Origin of the sequence: Rhizobium sp. 2YAF20, assembly GCF_052114685.1 — a bacterium.
Classification (GTDB): Bacteria; Pseudomonadota; Alphaproteobacteria; order Rhizobiales; family Rhizobiaceae; genus Rhizobium.
This window is the reverse complement of sequence record NZ_JBFRFF010000042.1, coordinates 34,965-50,678: the sequence shown is the minus strand read 5'-3', so window position 1 is coordinate 50,678 and position 15,714 is coordinate 34,965. Positions and strand designations below refer to the sequence as shown.

Annotated in this window: 29 protein-coding genes and 1 pseudogene; 28 read left to right on the top strand and 2 right to left on the bottom strand. The window is 58.3% G+C overall.

Translation table 11 applies throughout. The features are described from left to right. From tuf to rplR, 19 genes and pseudogenes are all read left to right on the top strand, one after another. A pseudogene (gene tuf / locus AB4Z52_RS30325) lies at positions 1-231 on the top strand (elongation factor Tu); the annotation flags it as partial. A gap of 147 nt (positions 232-378) precedes the next feature. Then, complete coding sequence (gene rpsJ / locus AB4Z52_RS30320; protein ID WP_003547547.1) at positions 379-687, top strand: 30S ribosomal protein S10; 309 nt, start codon at positions 379-381, stop codon at positions 685-687. 39 nt (positions 688-726) lie between these two features. Next, a complete protein-coding gene (gene rplC / locus AB4Z52_RS30315; RefSeq protein ID WP_111158095.1) occupies positions 727-1,368 on the top strand; it encodes a 50S ribosomal protein L3 in 642 nt (213 codons plus the stop codon). Between the two features lie 13 nt (positions 1,369-1,381). Beyond that, positions 1,382-2,002, top strand: coding sequence for a 50S ribosomal protein L4 (gene rplD, locus AB4Z52_RS30310; protein ID WP_442221576.1), 621 nt, complete (start codon positions 1,382-1,384; stop codon positions 2,000-2,002). Further along, entirely contained in the window at positions 1,999-2,292 is a 294-nt protein-coding gene (locus AB4Z52_RS30305) for a 50S ribosomal protein L23 (protein ID WP_442221575.1), read from the top strand. Before rplD ends, AB4Z52_RS30305 begins: the two co-directional genes overlap by 4 nt. Before the next feature lie 11 nt (positions 2,293-2,303). Further along, complete coding sequence (rplB, locus tag AB4Z52_RS30300) at positions 2,304-3,140, top strand: 50S ribosomal protein L2 (protein WP_442221574.1); 837 nt, start codon at positions 2,304-2,306, stop codon at positions 3,138-3,140. 15 nt (positions 3,141-3,155) lie between these two features. Beyond that, positions 3,156-3,434 carry a 30S ribosomal protein S19 gene (gene rpsS / locus AB4Z52_RS30295; RefSeq protein ID WP_007770151.1) on the top strand — a complete coding sequence of 93 codons (279 nt, stop codon included), beginning with the start codon at positions 3,156-3,158 and terminating at the stop codon, positions 3,432-3,434. Between the two features lie 2 nt (positions 3,435-3,436). After that, positions 3,437-3,826, top strand: coding sequence for a 50S ribosomal protein L22 (gene rplV, locus AB4Z52_RS30290; protein WP_442221573.1), 390 nt, complete (start codon positions 3,437-3,439; stop codon positions 3,824-3,826). Beyond that, the gene (gene rpsC, locus AB4Z52_RS30285; RefSeq protein WP_442221572.1) at positions 3,826-4,545 is read left to right on the top strand and encodes a 30S ribosomal protein S3; all 720 of its coding nucleotides are present in this window, start codon (positions 3,826-3,828) and stop codon (positions 4,543-4,545) included. The genes rplV and rpsC overlap by 1 nt, the downstream gene beginning before the upstream one ends. A gap of 36 nt (positions 4,546-4,581) precedes the next feature. Then, positions 4,582-4,995, top strand: coding sequence for a 50S ribosomal protein L16 (gene rplP, locus AB4Z52_RS30280; protein WP_111158089.1), 414 nt, complete (start codon positions 4,582-4,584; stop codon positions 4,993-4,995). Between the two features lie 11 nt (positions 4,996-5,006). After that, the gene (gene rpmC / locus AB4Z52_RS30275; RefSeq protein ID WP_442221571.1) at positions 5,007-5,207 is read left to right on the top strand and encodes a 50S ribosomal protein L29; all 201 of its coding nucleotides are present in this window, start codon (positions 5,007-5,009) and stop codon (positions 5,205-5,207) included. Positions 5,208-5,220: 13 nt separating this feature from the next. Next, positions 5,221-5,460 (top strand): 30S ribosomal protein S17, encoded by a 240-nt coding sequence (rpsQ, locus tag AB4Z52_RS30270; RefSeq protein WP_442221570.1) that lies wholly within the window; start codon positions 5,221-5,223, stop codon positions 5,458-5,460. Between the two features lie 222 nt (positions 5,461-5,682). Next, on the top strand, positions 5,683-6,051 hold the full coding sequence (gene rplN, locus AB4Z52_RS30265) for a 50S ribosomal protein L14 (RefSeq protein ID WP_003536525.1): 369 nt from the start codon (positions 5,683-5,685) through the stop codon (positions 6,049-6,051). 12 nt (positions 6,052-6,063) lie between these two features. Beyond that, positions 6,064-6,372 (top strand): 50S ribosomal protein L24, encoded by a 309-nt coding sequence (gene rplX / locus AB4Z52_RS30260; protein ID WP_442221569.1) that lies wholly within the window; start codon positions 6,064-6,066, stop codon positions 6,370-6,372. Next, entirely contained in the window at positions 6,365-6,922 is a 558-nt protein-coding gene (gene rplE / locus AB4Z52_RS30255) for a 50S ribosomal protein L5 (RefSeq protein WP_442221568.1), read from the top strand. The genes rplX and rplE overlap by 8 nt, the downstream gene beginning before the upstream one ends. A 33-nt stretch (positions 6,923-6,955) precedes the next feature. Further along, positions 6,956-7,261, top strand: coding sequence for a 30S ribosomal protein S14 (gene rpsN, locus AB4Z52_RS30250; protein ID WP_442221567.1), 306 nt, complete (start codon positions 6,956-6,958; stop codon positions 7,259-7,261). A gap of 12 nt (positions 7,262-7,273) precedes the next feature. Next, positions 7,274-7,672 (top strand): 30S ribosomal protein S8, encoded by a 399-nt coding sequence (rpsH, locus tag AB4Z52_RS30245; protein ID WP_018067986.1) that lies wholly within the window; start codon positions 7,274-7,276, stop codon positions 7,670-7,672. A gap of 42 nt (positions 7,673-7,714) precedes the next feature. Then, complete coding sequence (rplF, locus tag AB4Z52_RS30240; protein ID WP_442221566.1) at positions 7,715-8,248, top strand: 50S ribosomal protein L6; 534 nt, start codon at positions 7,715-7,717, stop codon at positions 8,246-8,248. A 12-nt stretch (positions 8,249-8,260) separates the two neighbouring features. Beyond that, positions 8,261-8,623, top strand: a complete 363-nt coding sequence (rplR, locus tag AB4Z52_RS30235) for a 50S ribosomal protein L18 (RefSeq protein ID WP_442221565.1) — start codon at positions 8,261-8,263, stop codon at positions 8,621-8,623. Between the two features lie 53 nt (positions 8,624-8,676). Here the strand turns inward: rplR and AB4Z52_RS30230 are convergent, their stop codons facing one another. Continuing rightward, positions 8,677-8,772: a hypothetical protein gene (locus AB4Z52_RS30230; protein WP_442221564.1), complete on the bottom strand. Its 96-nt coding sequence runs from the start codon at positions 8,770-8,772 to the stop codon at positions 8,677-8,679. Here AB4Z52_RS30230 and rpsE point away from each other — a divergent pair. From rpsE to rplQ, 9 genes are all read left to right on the top strand, one after another. After that, complete coding sequence (rpsE, locus tag AB4Z52_RS30225) at positions 8,766-9,335, top strand: 30S ribosomal protein S5 (RefSeq protein WP_442221563.1); 570 nt, start codon at positions 8,766-8,768, stop codon at positions 9,333-9,335. The genes AB4Z52_RS30230 and rpsE overlap by 7 nt on opposite strands. A gap of 14 nt (positions 9,336-9,349) precedes the next feature. Continuing rightward, on the top strand, positions 9,350-9,559 hold the full coding sequence (gene rpmD / locus AB4Z52_RS30220) for a 50S ribosomal protein L30 (RefSeq protein ID WP_111158079.1): 210 nt from the start codon (positions 9,350-9,352) through the stop codon (positions 9,557-9,559). Positions 9,560-9,575: 16 nt separating this feature from the next. Further along, positions 9,576-10,058: a 50S ribosomal protein L15 gene (rplO, locus tag AB4Z52_RS30215; protein WP_442221562.1), complete on the top strand. Its 483-nt coding sequence runs from the start codon at positions 9,576-9,578 to the stop codon at positions 10,056-10,058. 222 nt (positions 10,059-10,280) lie between these two features. Beyond that, the gene (gene secY, locus AB4Z52_RS30210; protein ID WP_442221561.1) at positions 10,281-11,621 is read left to right on the top strand and encodes a preprotein translocase subunit SecY; all 1,341 of its coding nucleotides are present in this window, start codon (positions 10,281-10,283) and stop codon (positions 11,619-11,621) included. Next, positions 11,618-12,268 carry an adenylate kinase gene (locus tag AB4Z52_RS30205; protein WP_442221560.1) on the top strand — a complete coding sequence of 217 codons (651 nt, stop codon included), beginning with the start codon at positions 11,618-11,620 and terminating at the stop codon, positions 12,266-12,268. The genes secY and AB4Z52_RS30205 overlap by 4 nt, the downstream gene beginning before the upstream one ends. Before the next feature lie 317 nt (positions 12,269-12,585). Further along, entirely contained in the window at positions 12,586-12,954 is a 369-nt protein-coding gene (rpsM, locus tag AB4Z52_RS30200; RefSeq protein ID WP_442221559.1) for a 30S ribosomal protein S13, read from the top strand. 132 nt (positions 12,955-13,086) lie between these two features. Beyond that, positions 13,087-13,476 (top strand): 30S ribosomal protein S11, encoded by a 390-nt coding sequence (rpsK, locus tag AB4Z52_RS30195; RefSeq protein WP_022718372.1) that lies wholly within the window; start codon positions 13,087-13,089, stop codon positions 13,474-13,476. Positions 13,477-13,576: 100 nt separating this feature from the next. Further along, the gene (locus AB4Z52_RS30190; protein WP_111158074.1) at positions 13,577-14,587 is read left to right on the top strand and encodes a DNA-directed RNA polymerase subunit alpha; all 1,011 of its coding nucleotides are present in this window, start codon (positions 13,577-13,579) and stop codon (positions 14,585-14,587) included. Positions 14,588-14,719: 132 nt separating this feature from the next. Beyond that, entirely contained in the window at positions 14,720-15,145 is a 426-nt protein-coding gene (gene rplQ, locus AB4Z52_RS30185; protein WP_442221558.1) for a 50S ribosomal protein L17, read from the top strand. Positions 15,146-15,219: 74 nt separating this feature from the next. On the opposite strand, the gene AB4Z52_RS30180 is transcribed toward rplQ, so the two are convergent. After that, positions 15,220-15,540, bottom strand: coding sequence for a hypothetical protein (locus AB4Z52_RS30180; RefSeq protein ID WP_442221557.1), 321 nt, complete (start codon positions 15,538-15,540; stop codon positions 15,220-15,222). Positions 15,541-15,714 lie beyond the last annotated feature (174 nt).

The window sequence follows — 15,714 nt, the reverse complement described above, 5'->3', positions numbered from 1 at the left end:
CGTCATACGCCGTTCTTCACCAACTATCGTCCGCAGTTCTACTTCCGCACGACCGACGTGACCGGCATCGTCTCCTTGCCTGAAGGCACGGAAATGGTCATGCCGGGCGACAACGTCACCGTTGCCGTTGAACTGATCGTGCCGATCGCCATGGAAGAAAAGCTGCGCTTCGCCATCCGCGAAGGCGGCCGCACCGTTGGCGCCGGCATCGTAGCGTCGATCGTCGAGTAAGTATCGGCTGGGCCAAGCCCGGTTCAAGGTCGGGGACACCGCCGGTGTCCCCCTCGATTTTTGAAACCGGTGGCCCGCCTAACAACTAAAGGTCATTTCCGTATCTGTACGCAGATGCCGGGATAACAAGAGCAAGGATAAAGTCGAATGAACGGCCAGAATATCCGCATCCGCCTGAAGGCGTTCGATCACCGGATTCTCGATGCCTCAACGCGCGAGATCGTATCGACGGCGAAGCGCACCGGTGCAAGCGTCCGGGGCCCCGTTCCGCTTCCGACCCGCATCGAGAAGTTTACGGTCAACCGGTCCCCGCACATCGACAAGAAGAGCCGCGAACAGTTCGAGATGCGCACGCATAAGCGCCTTCTCGACATCGTTGACCCGACCCCCCAGACGGTGGACGCGCTGATGAAGCTCGACCTCGCCGCAGGTGTCGATGTTGAGATCAAGCTCTGAGACCTCTGGTTCTCGAGCTGAGTGAGAAGGATTGAACCGATGCGTTCAGGTGTGATTGCACAGAAGGTGGGAATGACGCGCGTCTATAACGACGCCGGCGAGCATGTCCCGGTTACAGTATTGCGTATGGAGGGCTGCCAGGTCGTTGCCCAGCGTACGGTTGAAAAGAATGGCTACACCGCCGTTCAGATCGGTGCCGGCCAGGCAAAGGTCAAGAATACGTCGAAGGCCCTTCGCGGTCACTTCGCAGTGGCAAGTGTCGAGCCGAAGGCCAAGCTGCAGGAATTCCGGGTAACGGAAGACAACCTGCTTGACGTCGGCACCGCGATCAACGCGACCCACTTTGCGGCCGGCCAGCTGGTCGACGTAACGGGCACGACGATCGGTAAGGGTTTTGCCGGCGCGATCAAGCGCCATAACTTTGGCGGTCTCCGCGCCACGCACGGTGTGTCCGTTTCGCACCGCTCGCATGGTTCGACCGGCTCGCGCCAGGACCCAGGCAAGGTGTTCAAGAACAAGAAGATGGCTGGCCACATGGGCCAGACGCGCGTCACGACGCAAAACCTTGAAGTAGTTTCGACCGACGAAGATCGTGGTCTGATCCTCATCAAGGGTGCCGTCCCGGGTTCCAAGGGATCCTGGATCATCGTTCGCGACGCCGTCAAGTCGGCAGCGAAGTAAGGGAGCCGGACCAATGGAATTTAACGTCAAGACCCTCGAGGGAAAAGACGCTGGGAAGGTTTCCCTTTCTGATGCGATTTTCGGCCTCGAGCCGCGTGAGGACATCCTTGCACGCGTCATTCGCTGGCAGCTTGCCAAGAAGCAGCAGGGCACGCACAAGGCCCAGGGCCGCGCCGATGTATGGCGCACCGGTGCCAAGATGTACAAGCAGAAGGGTACGGGCCGCGCTCGCCACCATTCTGCTCGCGCTCCGCAATTCCGCGGCGGTGGTAAGGCTCACGGCCCGGTAACCCGCAGCCATGCGCATGACCTGCCGAAGAAGGTTCGCGCCCTCGGCCTGCGTCACGCTCTGTCTGCCAAGTTCCGGTCTGAAGATGTCATCGTCATCGACGATTTCATCGCGACCGAAGCCAAGACCAAGCTTCTCGCCGGCACGTTCGATGCGATGGGCCTGACCAACGCGCTCTTCATCGGCGGCGCCGAGCTCGACAGCAACTTCAAGCTCGCAGCCAAGAACATCCCGAACATCGATGTTCTGCCGATCCAGGGCATCAATGTTTACGACATCCTGCGTCGCGGCAAGCTCGTGCTTTCCAAGGCTGCGGTAGAGGCTCTAGAGGAGCGTTTCAAGTGACGGATATTCGCCATTACGATGTGATCGTTTCTCCTTCGATCACCGAAAAGTCGACGTTGGTTTCCGAACATAACCAGGTTGTCTTCAACGTTGCCAAGACCGCGACGAAGCCTGAAATCAAGGCTGCCGTCGAAGCGCTGTTCGGCGTCAAGGTCACGGCCGTCAACACCCTGCTTCGCAAGGGCAAGACCAAGCGGTTCCGCGGTTTTGTCGGCAAGCAGAAGGACGTGAAGAAGGCCATCGTGACGCTCGCCGAAGGGCAGTCGATCGACGTCTCCACCGGTCTCTGAGGAATAAGAAAATGGCATTGAAAACATTCAATCCGACGACCCCGAGCCAGCGTCAGCTGGTCATCGTCGACCGCTCGCACCTCCACAAGGGCAAGCCGGTTAAGGCTTTGACGGAAGGTCTGACTAAGAGCGGTGGTCGTAACAACCTCGGTCGCATCACTGCCCGCTTCATCGGCGGCGGTCACAAGCGCACCTACCGTCTGGTCGACTTCAAGCGTCGCAAGTTCAACGTCGAGGGTACTGTCGTACGCCTCGAGTACGACCCGAACCGCACCGCTTATATCGCCCTGATCTCATACGCCGATGGCGAGCAGGCATACATCATCGCTCCGCAGCGTCTTGCTCCGGGCGACAAGGTGATTGCCTCCGATAAGGCGGTTGACGTGAAGCCTGGCAACACGATGCCGCTCCAGTTCATCCCGGTCGGTTCGATCATCCACAACGTCGAGATGAAGCCGGGCAAGGGTGGCCAGCTTGGTCGCTCCGCCGGTAACTATGTCCAGCTCGTCGGCCGCGATCAGGGCATGGCGATCCTTCGCCTCTCCTCCGGTGAGCAGCGCCTGGTTCCCGGTTCCTGCCTTGCATCGATCGGTGCGGTTTCGAACCCGGACCATGGCAACATCAATGACGGCAAGGCCGGTCGCACCGTATGGCGCGGCAAGCGTCCGCATAACCGCGGCGTCGTCATGAACCCCGTTGACCACCCCCACGGTGGTGGTGAAGGCCGTACCTCGGGTGGTCGTCACCCGGTTTCGCCTTGGGGCAAGCCGACGAAGGGCAAGCGTACGCGGTCCAACAAGTCGACTGATAAGTTTATCATGCGCTCGCGCCACCAGCGCAAGAAGTAAGAGAGGAAGTCTCCAATGGCTCGTTCAGTATGGAAAGGTCCGTTTGTTGACGGCTATCTTCTCAAGAAGGCTGAGAAGGTTCGTGAAGGCGGACGTAGTGAAGTAATCAAGATGTGGACACGTCGTTCCACGATCCTGCCGCAGTTCGTAGGCCTGACATTCGGCGTCTACAACGGCAGCAAGCACATTCCGGTCAGCGTCAATGAAGACATGGTCGGACACAAGTTCGGTGAATTCGCTCCGACCCGCACCTATTATGGTCACGGCGCGGACAAGAAAGCGAAGAGGAAGTAACAATGGGCAAGGCAAAAGCCGAACGCCGGCTGAAGGACAACGAAGCGCAGGCAATCGCCCGCACGCTTCGCGTCAGCCCGCAGAAGCTCAACCTGGTGGCTGCATCGATCCGCGGCCTGAAGGTAGAGCGCGCACTCGCCGAGTTGGAATTCTCGCGCAAGCGTATCGCAGGCGCCGTCAGAAAGACGCTCGAATCCGCGATCGCAAACGCTGAGAATAACCATGACCTCGACGTCGACAGCCTTGTCGTCGCCGAAGCCTATGTCGGCAAGTCGATCGTCATGAAGCGCTTCCACGCACGTGGTCGCGGTCGTGCATCGCGTGTCGAAAAGCCTTTCTCTCATTTGACGATCGTCGTTCGTGAAGTGCAGGCGCAAGAGGAGGCCGCATAATGGGTCAGAAAATCAATCCAATCGGTTTTCGTCTTGGCATCAACCGTACATGGGATAGCCGCTGGTTTGCGGACAATGCCGAATACGGTCAGCTTCTTCACGAAGATCTGAAGATGCGGAAGTTCGTCATGAACGAGCTGAAGCAGGCCGGCATTTCCAAGGTCGTCATCGAGCGTCCGCACAAGAAGTGCCGCGTGACCATCCACTCGGCTCGCCCGGGTCTGATCATCGGCAAGAAGGGCGCAGACATCGACAAGCTTCGCAAGAAGCTCGCCGACATGACGAATTCCGAAACGCACCTCAACATCGTTGAAGTTCGCAAGCCGGAAATCGACGCGGTTCTCGTTGCCCAGTCGATCGCCCAGCAGCTCGAGCGTCGCGTGGCTTTCCGCCGCGCCATGAAGCGCGCTGTTCAGTCGGCCATGCGTCTTGGCGCCGAAGGCATCAAGATCACCTGCGCCGGCCGTCTCGGCGGTGCTGAAATCGCTCGTACGGAATGGTACCGTGAAGGTCGCGTTCCGTTGCACACGCTGCGCGCCGACATCGACTACGGGGTCTGCGAAGCTGTTACCGCTTTCGGTATCTGCGGCATCAAGGTCTGGATCTTCAAGGGCGAAATCCTTGAGCATGATCCGATGGCTTCCGAGCGTCGTGCGATGGAAGGCGACAGCCAGGGCCCCGCAAGCCGGGATAGAGACCGTCGCCGCGAAAACGCTTAAACGCGCGCGTGGCAGTTAAGTTCGGAGAATAGATAAATGTTGCAGCCAAAGCGTACGAAGTACCGGAAGCAATTTAAGGGCCGCATCAAGGGCGTCGCAAAGGGCGGTTCTGACCTGGCATTCGGTGAATTCGGCCTCAAGGCCCAGGAACCGAACCGCGTCAACGCCCGCGAGATCGAAGCGGCTCGCCGCGCGATCACGCGCTTCATGAAGCGTGCCGGTCGTGTTTGGATCCGGGTGTTCCCTGATGTTCCAGTCACCAAGAAGCCTACCGAAGTCCGCATGGGTAAAGGTAAGGGCGGCGTGGAATACTGGGCATGCAAGGTCAAGCCCGGCCGTATGATGTTCGAGATCGATGGTGTCAGCGAGGAAATCGCTCGCGAGGCGCTTCGCCTCGGCTCCGCCAAGCTCTCGGTTAAGACGCGCTTCGTTCAGCGCATTGCAGAGTAAGGATGAAGCTCATGAAAGCCGCAGACGTTCGCGCTCTCAGCGCAGACCAACTGAAGGAAGAGCTTGCCAAGCTGAAGAAGGAGCAGTTCAACCTGCGCTTCCAGAAGGCGACCGGCCAGCTTGAAAAGTCTTCGCGTGTCCAGGAAGTCCGTCGTGACATCGCACGCGTGAAAACCATTGCCCGCCAGAAGGCGGCAGAAGCCAAGGCCTGAAGGACCAAATAATATGCCAAAGCGCATTCTGCAGGGCGTCGTCGTCAGCGACAAGAACGAGAAGACCGTAGTGGTTCGGGTTGAGCGTCGTTTCGCACACCCACTGCTTCAAAAGACCGTTCGCCGTACGAAGAAGTACAAGGCACATGACGAGGCCAACCAGTACAAGATCGGCGATACCGTATCCATCGAGGAATGCGCGCCGATCTCCAAGGACAAGACCTGGACGGTAATCTCTGCCCAGTCTAAGTAACGGATTTTTGCTCAAGCCCTTGCGCTTGGGCGAAATATCTGTATGAAGCACGGAATTGGAAGCAGGGACGCTCGTGTTCGAGCGTTCTTTTGCTTTATTGATGACCCGCGCAGGCAAACGATCGTTCGAAGAGCCGGGTAAATTCAGCCAAGACTATAGTCCATAAGCCGGGGTAGGGGGCGTCAAGCCCAACCATTCCGGTAAACAAGAAGGCGACCTGATATGATTCAGATGCAAACAAACCTCGACGTGGCGGATAATTCCGGCGCACGTCGTGTCATGTGCATCAAGGTGCTGGGCGGCTCGAAGCGCAAGTATGCCTCGATCGGCGACATTATCGTCGTTTCGATCAAGGAAGCGATCCCGCGCGGCCGTGTGAAGAAGGGTGACGTGATGAAGGCGGTTGTCGTTCGTACCGCCAAGGATATCCGTCGCGCGGATGGCAGTGTCATCCGCTTCGATACGAATGCAGCAGTTCTTATCGACAACAAGAAAGAGCCGATCGGCACCCGTATCTTCGGACCGGTTCCGCGCGAACTTCGCGCCAAGAACCACATGAAGATCATCTCGCTGGCTCCTGAAGTACTGTAAGGAGCGGAAAAGATGCAAAAGATTCGTAAAGGCGACAAGGTCGTCATTCTTGCCGGCAAGGACAAGGGCCGCACCGGCGAAGTTATGCAAGTGATGCCGAAGGAAGACCGCGCGGTTGTGCGTGGCGTCAACGTGGTCAAGCGCCACCAGCGCCAGTCGCAGACCCAGGAAGCCGGCATCATCAACAAGGAAGCCCCGCTTCACCTGTCCAACATCGCGATTGTCGACAAGGACGGCAAGCCGACCCGCGTCGGCTTCAAGGTCGTGGATGGCAAGAAGGTCCGCGTGGCCAAGCGTTCGGGAGATGTGATCGATGGCTGAGGCAAAATACGAGCCACGGCTCAAGCAGGAATATATCACCCGTATCCGTCAGGCGATGCAGGAGAAATTCTCCTACGCCAACGAGATGCAGATCCCGAGACTTGATAAGATCGTGATCAACATGGGTGTGGGCGAAGCAACGGCGGATTCCAAGAAGCCGACCATTGCAGCAGCCGACCTCGCAGCGATCGCCGGCCAGAAGCCGGTCATCACCCACGCACGTACGTCTATCGCTGGCTTCAAGGTCCGCGAGAACATGCCGATCGGCGCCAAGGTTACGCTGCGCGGCGCCCGTATGTACGAGTTTCTGGACCGCCTTGTGAACATCGCTCTCCCGCGTGTTCGCGACTTTCGCGGCCTGAACCCGAAGAGCTTTGACGGTCGTGGCAACTTCGCCATGGGCATCAAGGAACACATTGTGTTCCCTGAGATCAACTACGACAAGGTTGATCAGATGTGGGGCATGGACATCATCGTTTGCACGACGGCGACCAAGGACGACGAAGCACGGGCTCTCTTGACAGAGTTCAACTTCCCGTTCCGTCAGTAACCGTAACGACGAGCGTAGAAAAGGAACTCAGATATGGCGAAGACAAGCGCAGTTGAAAAGAACAAGCGCCGCCGCAATATGGTCGCCCAGCAGGCCACCAAGCGCGCAGCGCTGAAGGCCACGATCATGAACCAGACTCTTTCGATCGAAGAGCGGTTCAAGGCTACCCTGAAGCTCGCATCGCTTCCGCGCGATGGATCAAAGACCCGCGTGCGTAACCGTTGCGAAGTCTCCGGTCGTCCGCGTGCTTATTACCGCAAGCTGCGCATGTCGCGTATCGCGCTGCGTGAACTCGGCAATTTCGGCAAGGTGCCGGGCATTGTCAAGTCGAGCTGGTAAGGAGACGCCCAGATGACAATGACAGATCCATTGGGCGATATGCTCACCCGCATCCGTAACGGCGCTTCCCGCCGCAAGTCGTCGGTTTCGACGCCTGCGTCCAAGCTCCGTGCACGTGTTCTCGATGTCCTTCAGTCCGAGGGCTACATTCGTGGCTATTCCCTTGTCGATTTCGGCAATGGCAAGTCGGAACTGAGCATCGAGCTCAAGTATTATGAAGGCGCATCGGTGATCCGTGAGATCGGCCGTGTGTCTAAGCCGGGCCGCCGGGTTTATGTCTCGGTCAAGTCCATTCCGCAGGTCGCGAACGGTCTCGGCATCACCATCCTTTCGACCCCGAAGGGCGTGATGGCCGACCACCAGGCTCGTGAACAGAATGTTGGTGGCGAGGTTCTCTGCTCGGTCTTCTAAGACCAGCAGAAATCTCCCCTCGAAACAGACAGGTTTGAAAAAATGTCTCGTATCGGTAAGAAGCCCGTTCAGGTCCCTGCAGGAATCACGGCCTCGGTTGATGGCCAGAAGGTGACTGCTAAGGGTCCGAAGGGCGAACTGTTCTTCGTCGCAAACGACGAAATCGGTTTGAAAATCGAAAATAACGCTGTTGTGGTTACGCCGCTCAACGACAGCAAGGATGCTCGCGCAAAGTGGGGCATGTCCCGTACGATGATCGAGAACATCCTCAAGGGTGTTGCTGAAGGTTACGAGCGCAAGCTCGAGATCAACGGCGTCGGTTACCGTGCCGCCATGCAGGGCAAGAACCTGCAGCTCGCGCTCGGCTTCAGCCACGACGTGATCTATGAGCCGCCGGTCGGCATCTCGATCGTTGTACCGAAGCCGACGGAAATCGTCGTTTCCGGCATCAACAAGCAGCAGGTCGGCCAGGTTGCCGCGGAAATCCGCGAATACCGTGGCCCGGAGCCCTACAAGGGCAAGGGCGTCAAGTATGCCGGCGAGCGGATTGTCCGCAAAGAAGGCAAGAAGAAGTAAGGATCACGCGAAATGGCTAGCAGGAAAGAAGCACTTGCACGTCGTGCCAACCGCGTGCGTCGTCAAATCAAGTCGGTGGCCAACGGCCGTCCGCGCCTGTCTGTTCATCGCTCGTCGAAGAACATCTACGCTCAGGTCATCGATGATGTGGCCGGCAAGACGCTTGCGTCCGCCTCCACCCTCGAAAAGGACGTGCGTGGCTCTTTGAAGACCGGTGCCGACACAGCGGCTGCCGCAGTTGTAGGCAAGCTCGTTGCAGAGCGCGCCTCCAAGGCCGGCGTCAACGAGGTCGTTTTCGACCGCGGCGCCTTCATCTATCACGGTCGCATCAAGGCACTTGCCGAAGCTGCCCGCGAAGGTGGACTGACCTTCTAATTTGATTTCCGGCCGGATCAAGCATCCGGCCGGCTTTCGGCCTTTTCAGGCCATCACCGGGATCGCATAGACGCCATAAAGGCGCTTTGTGGTCCTTCTTTTAGTTTGCCGATTGCACCGGAAAAGAAAAAGGAAAAGGACAATGGCACAAGAAAAAAGAGGTTCTCGCGACGATCGCCAGAACCGCGAGGAGCGCGACAGCGAGTTCGTCGACAAGCTCGTCGCAATCAACCGCGTTGCCAAGGTAGTCAAGGGCGGCCGTCGCTTCGGTTTTGCTGCTCTCGTCGTCGTTGGTGACCAGAAGGGCCGCGTCGGCTTCGGCCACGGCAAGGCACGCGAAGTGCCGGAAGCCATCCGCAAGGCCACCGAAAGCGCAAAGCGCGATATGATCTTCGTGCCCCTTCGCGATGGTCGTACGCTGCATCACGACATTCACGGCCGTCATGGCGCCGGCAAGGTTCTGCTGCGCTCGGCCAAGGTCGGTACCGGCATCATCGCCGGTGGTCCGATGCGCGCCGTTTTCGAAACGCTCGGCGTTCATGACGTCGTCGCCAAGTCGACTGGTTCCTCGAACCCATACAACATGGTTCGCGCTACCTTCGACGCTCTGAAGCATCAGGTTCATCCGAAGGACATCGCAGCTCAGCGCGGCATCAAGTATGCCACCCTGCAGGCTCGTCGTACTGCCTCCGGCAATGCCTCTGAAGAATAAGGGGAGTTTGACCTATGGCCAAAGCGACCAAGAAGACCGAAGCAAAGACCGTCACGGTCGAGCAGATCGGCAGCCCCATTCGCCGTCCTGACGTTCAGCAGAAGACGCTGATCGGCCTTGGATTGAACAAGATGCACCGTCGCCGCACGCTGGAGGATACTCCTTCGGTTCGTGGCATGATCCGTGCTGTCCAGCATCTCGTTCGCGTCGTCGACGAGAAGTAAGCCGGAGGTATTCGTTATGAAATTGAATGAAATCACCGACAATGATGGTGCGACCCACAACACCAAGCGTGTTGGTCGCGGTATCGGCTCGGGCAAGGGCAAGACCGGCGGCCGCGGCGTCAAGGGACAGAAGTCCCGTTCGGGCGTAGCGATCAACGGTTTCGAAGGCGGTCAGATGCCAATCTACCGTCGTCTGCCGAAGCGCGGCTTCAACAACATCTTCAAGTCGGACTTTGTCGTCGTCTCGGTTGCTCGCCTCCAGGCTGCAGTCGATGCCGGCAAGCTCGATGCCAAGAAGACGGTTGATGCGGCTGCCCTCAAGGCTGCAGGCGTCATTCGTCGCGTCAAGGACGGCGTTCGGATTCTCTCCGACGGCGAACTGAAGGCGAAGCTGACGCTTGAAGTTGCAGGCGCGTCCAAGACCGCAGTCGAGAAGATCGAAAAGGCTGGCGGTTCCGTCAAGCTTCTTTCGACGCCTGTCGAAACTGCCGCAGAATAATATCACTTATAAGTCGCCCGGGGTGCTTCACACCGGGCGATTTTGCTCCCATATGTGAGCCTCACGAATCTGTTTAGCGCATTGGCGTCGCACAGATGATAACGGGAACGAGGGTGAGGTATCCGATTGCGCAGCAATCCGCCAAAGCCCGGCTTTTGAACAATTTACTAACTGATTCCGGACCCGGCCGATTTTGCCGGAATTGGTAGTGCGGAGATTTGCATGGCATCTGCAGCGGAACAACTGGCGTCCAATCTCAATTTTTCGACCTTTGCCAAGGCAGAGGATCTGAAAAAACGGCTCTGGTTCACCCTCGGCGCTCTTCTCGTCTACCGTTTGGGTACGCATATTCCGCTTCCGGGCCTCAATCCACAGGCCTACGCGCAGGCCTTCCAGGGTCAAGCCGGCGGCATTCTCGGCCTCTTCAACATGTTTTCCGGCGGCGCCGTCCAGCGCATGGCGATTTTTGCGCTCGGCATCATGCCCTATATTTCCGCCTCGATCATCGTTCAGCTCATGACCTCGGTCGTGCCGGCGCTTGAAAATCTGAAGAAGGAAGGCGAGCAAGGCCGCAAGATCATCAACCAGTACACCCGCTACGGCACGGTGCTGCTCGGCACGTTGCAGGCCTATGGCATTGCGATCGGCCTGCAGAGCGGCAATGGACTTGTGGTATCGCCAGGCTGGTTCTTCGTCGTTTCGACTGTCATCACGCTGCTCGGCGGCACGATGTTCCTGATGTGGCTCGGTGAACAGATCACCTCGCGCGGCATCGGCAACGGCATCTCGCTGATCATCTTTGCCGGTATTGCCGCAGGTCTGCCGACGGCACTGGCCGGTACGCTGGAACTTGGCCGCACCGGTGCATTGTCGACCGGCCTTATCCTTGCGGTGCTGGTCGTCGCCATCGGCGTCATCGGGCTCATCGTCTTCGTCGAACGCGCCCAGCGCCGGTTGCTGATCCAGTATCCGAAGCGCCAGGTCGGCAATCGCATGTTCCAGGGCGATACCTCGCACCTACCTTTGAAGCTCAATACGTCGGGCGTCATTCCGGCCATCTTTGCATCGTCGCTGCTGCTTCTGCCGGCGACACTTGCGGGCTTTGCCAACACCGCCGGCATGCCCACCTGGGCAACGTCCATCGTTGCGGCACTCGGCCATGGCCGTCCGCTCTACATGGTGCTTTATGCGGCCATGATCGCCTTCTTCGCCTTCTTCTATACGGCCATTGTCTTCAATCCGAAGGACACGGCCGACAATCTGAAGAAGCATGGCGGCTTCATTCCGGGTATTCGCCCCGGCGAACGCACGGCGGAATATATCGACTACGTCCTCACCCGCATAACGGTGATCGGCGCGATCTACCTCGTCTTCGTCTGCATACTGCCTGAGATCCTCGTGTCGCAGACGGGGATACCGTTGTCCCTTGGGGGGACTTCGCTTTTGATCGTGGTTAGCGTAACGCTGGATACGGTGGCACAGATTCAAGGTCACCTGATTGCACAGCAGTACGAAGGCCTGATCAAGAAATCGAAGTTGCGTGGAGGAAAGAGGGGGCGATGAGACTTATACTTTTGGGGCCACCGGGAGCAGGTAAGGGGACCCAGGCCCAGCGTATCGTGGAGAAGTACGGGATACCCCAGCTCTCCACCGGCGATATGCTGCGGGCCGCGGTTGCTGCCGGTACTGAAGTTGGAAGGCGCGCCAAGGCCGTCATGGATGCCGGCAAGCTCGTCTCCGATGAGATCGTCAATGCCATCATTTCCGAACGGATCGATGCACCAGACTGTGCCAAGGGCTTCATTCTTGACGGCTTCCCGCGCACGCTCGTCCAGGCGGATGCGACTGAGGAGATGCTGAAGGCCAAGGGCTTGGAGCTTTCTGCCGTCATCGAAATCAGGGTGGACGACGTGGTCCTCGCCGATCGCGTGTCGGGCCGCTATACCTGCGCCAACTGCGGCGCGGGTTATCACGACAGCAATCTGAGACCGAAGGTCGAGGGTGTCTGCGACCGGTGCGGTTCGACGCATTTCAAGCGACGTCCCGACGACACGCGCGAGACCGTCGTCACGCGCATGCAGGCTTACTACAGGGAAACGGCACCGCTGATTGGCTATTACTACGCCAAGCGCAAGCTTCATTCCGTTGACGGCATGGCCGATATCGACCATGTCACTGCAGAGGTCGAATCCGTCCTCGGCAAGCTCTGACGCTTGGTCGTTTCGCCAAGGCGAGACAGCGATCGGGCAGGGCACTAAAATGGCGTGGAGGCCTTTCGTCCGGTGACACCGTCCGGACGGCGGATGCGCCAAAATAAACTTGGCGGAACGGTTGCTTTTTTTAACTGATTCCGCTAAACACCGCGCCAACTCGCGACATCTAATGCGATCGGCGCGGACTTCCCTCCAGGGAATTCCGGGTTCGGTCGCTTTGACATGTTACGGACCTCTATCTGAACAGGTGGCCCTTCCGGGTCGCATAATGAAAACCTTTGCCGCATGGCAAATGGAACGCAAGGAGAATAGGCGTGGCACGTATCGCTGGCGTCAACATCCCGACGGCAAAGCGCGTAGTTATTGCGCTGACCTATATTCACGGGATTGGACCTAAGTTTGCGCAGGAAATCGTTTCGAAGGTTGGTATCCCGGCTGAGCGCCGCGTCCATCAGTTGACGGACGCCGAAGTCCTGCAGATCCGCGAAACCATCGACCGTGACTATCAGGTCGAGGGTGACCTGCGTCGCGAAACCTCGATGAACATCAAGCGTCTGATGGACCTCGGCTGCTATCGCGGCCTGCGTCATCGCCGCGGCTTGCCGGTTCGCGGTCAGCGCACGCATACCAATGCCCGCACCCGCAAGGGCCCGGCAAAGGCTATCGCAGGCAAGAAGAAGTAATATCCGGGAAACCGGATGGGGGAGGCTGGTGGTTCCACCGGCCTCTTTTGAGTTTGGCAAGGGGCCTGTCGGGTCGCTTGCCGGTGGAGCCGCTGGAATTACGGCGGTGCAGAGATCAACGAAAGGAATACCATGGCCAAGGAAGCCGTCCGCGTTCGCCGTCGCGAGCGCAAGAACATCTCGTCGGGTGTCGCTCACGTCAACTCGACTTTCAACAACACGATGATCACCATCACCGACGCACAGGGCAATGCCATCGCCTGGTCGTCTGCTGGCGCAAAGGGCTTCAAGGGCTCGCGCAAGTCGACGCCGTTCGCAGCCCAGATCGCTGCTGAAGATGCTGCCAAGAAGGCGCAGGAACATGGCATGAAGTCGCTGGAAGTCGAAGTCTGCGGCCCGGGTTCGGGTCGTGAGTCCGCTCTGCGCGCCCTTCAGGCTGCTGGTTTCATGATCACGTCCATCCGCGACGTGACCCCGATCCCGCACAATGGTTGCCGCCCGCGCAAGAAGCGTCGCGTCTGATCGTCGCCAATCACAACACCGGTAAGCGCTCAGCGTTTGCCGGTGCTTCTCAAGCTCGGTTGCCACGATTGGATGGTGGCAACGAACGGAAGGCAAGAATATGATTCAGAAAAATTGGCAGGAACTGATCAAGCCGAACAAGGTCGAGTTCTCCTCGAGCGGTCGCACGAAGGTAAACCTCGTTGCAGAACCGCTGGAGCGTGGCTTCGGCCTGACGCTTGGCAACGCGCTTCGTCGCGTTCTGCTGTCCTCCTTGCGCGGCGCCGCTGTTACGGCCGTGCAGATCGACGGCGTATTGCATGAGTTCTCCTCGATCCCGGGCGTGCGCGAAGACGTGACGGATATCGTGCTGAATATCAAGGAAATCGCCATCAAGATGGATGGCGACGATGCAAAGCGCATGGTCGTGCGCAAGCAGGGCCCAGGCGTTGTCACTGCTGGTGACATCCAGACGGTTGGCGATATCGAAATTCTCAATCCAGAGCATGTCATCTGCACGCTCGACGAAGGCGCTGAAATCCGCATGGAATTCACCGTCAACAACGGCAAGGGCTATGTACCGGCTGAGCGCAATCGTGCGGAAGACGCTCCGATTGGTCTCATCCCGGTCGACAGCCTGTATTCGCCGGTCAAGAAGGTGTCCTACAAGGTTGAAAACACCCGCGAAGGACAGGTTCTCGACTACGACAAGCTGAACATGGCCATCGAAACCGACGGCTCAATCACCGGTGAAGATGCAATCGCTTTTGCAGCGCGCATCCTGCAGGACCAGCTTGGCGTCTTCGTCAACTTCGACGAGCCGCAGAAGGAAACGGAAGAAGAGACAGTCACCGAGCTGGCCTTCAACCCGGCCCTTCTCAAGAAGGTGGACGAACTCGAACTGTCTGTTCGCTCGGCAAACTGCCTGAAGAACGACAACATCGTCTATATCGGCGACCTCATTCAGAAGACCGAAGCAGAAATGCTCCGCACACCGAACTTTGGTCGCAAGTCGCTGAACGAAATCAAGGAAGTTCTCGCTTCTATGGGTCTGCACCTCGGCATGGAAGTGCCGGCATGGCCACCTGAGAACATCGAAGATCTCGCCAAGCGTTACGAAGACCAGTACTGAACCTAGCAAAGGCAGGACGACTGCCTTTCCCCGTCAAACAGCAGGCCCCGATTAAATCGACAGGGTGCCTGCATGTGCCAGGAAACGGCAGGCCCGAAACAACAGGGTGCCTGCGATAGAAGGAGAATAGCAATGCGCCATGGTATGGTAGGCCGCAAGCTGAATAGAACTGCCAGCCACCGTAAGGCAATGTTTGCCAATATGGCGGCTTCGCTCATCCTGCATGAGCAGATCGTAACCACCCTGCCGAAGGCGAAGGAAATTCGCCCGATCGTCGAAAAGCTTGTCACGCTCGGCAAGCGCGGCGATCTGCATGCGCGTCGCCAGGCCATCTCGCAGATCCGCGACGTTGCTGTCGTAACGAAGCTGTTCGACGCGATCGCAACCCGCTACGCCACCCGCAACGGCGGCTACCTTCGTATTATGAAGGCCGGCTACCGTCAGGGTGACAATGCCGCCATGGCCGTGATCGAGTTCGTCGAACGCGACACCTTCGCCAAGGGCGCTGCCGACAAGGCTCGCGTTGCTGCTGAAGAACAGGCTGCTGCTGCCGCTTAATAGCGCTGGCGGACGGCAATTTGAGAAGCCGGACGAGCGATCGTCCGGCTTCTGGCGTTTGCTGTTGGGAGCGACTAGGCTCGACGCTGTGAGGTGATCACCGCCCTCAGCACCCATCGGCGATCTTTCTTGAGGTCCGGATCGAGACTTTGGATCTCGGCGAAGTGATGGGACTGGCGCAGAAATGTGCGGTTGTCCGAGGCGGAGAGTTGTGCCGCCGCCAGACGTTTCTTCATCGTCTTGCCTGCACGCAGATCCTCGATATCTGCCAGAGAGAAGGATTGTTCAAGTACTTGACGTGCTTTGTAGAGAAAGCTCCGAACCGCCTCTTCACAGACGAGGTGGACGTTTGTGCCCGAAACCCTCCAGAAGCCTTGGATATCGTTGTAAGTCACGTCGCCTCGCTCGAACTCCCTGAAGGGCTACAACCCTATGGCGGTCATTTTCCTCAGATGCGTCCCGGCAAAATGAGACATTGCTTCATCACCGGCGACCTGGGCGTCGGGACGCAGATATCTTGCCAGTTCGCGGAACGTCTTGATCGTGTCGTTGAGTTTCCATCCAAGCAG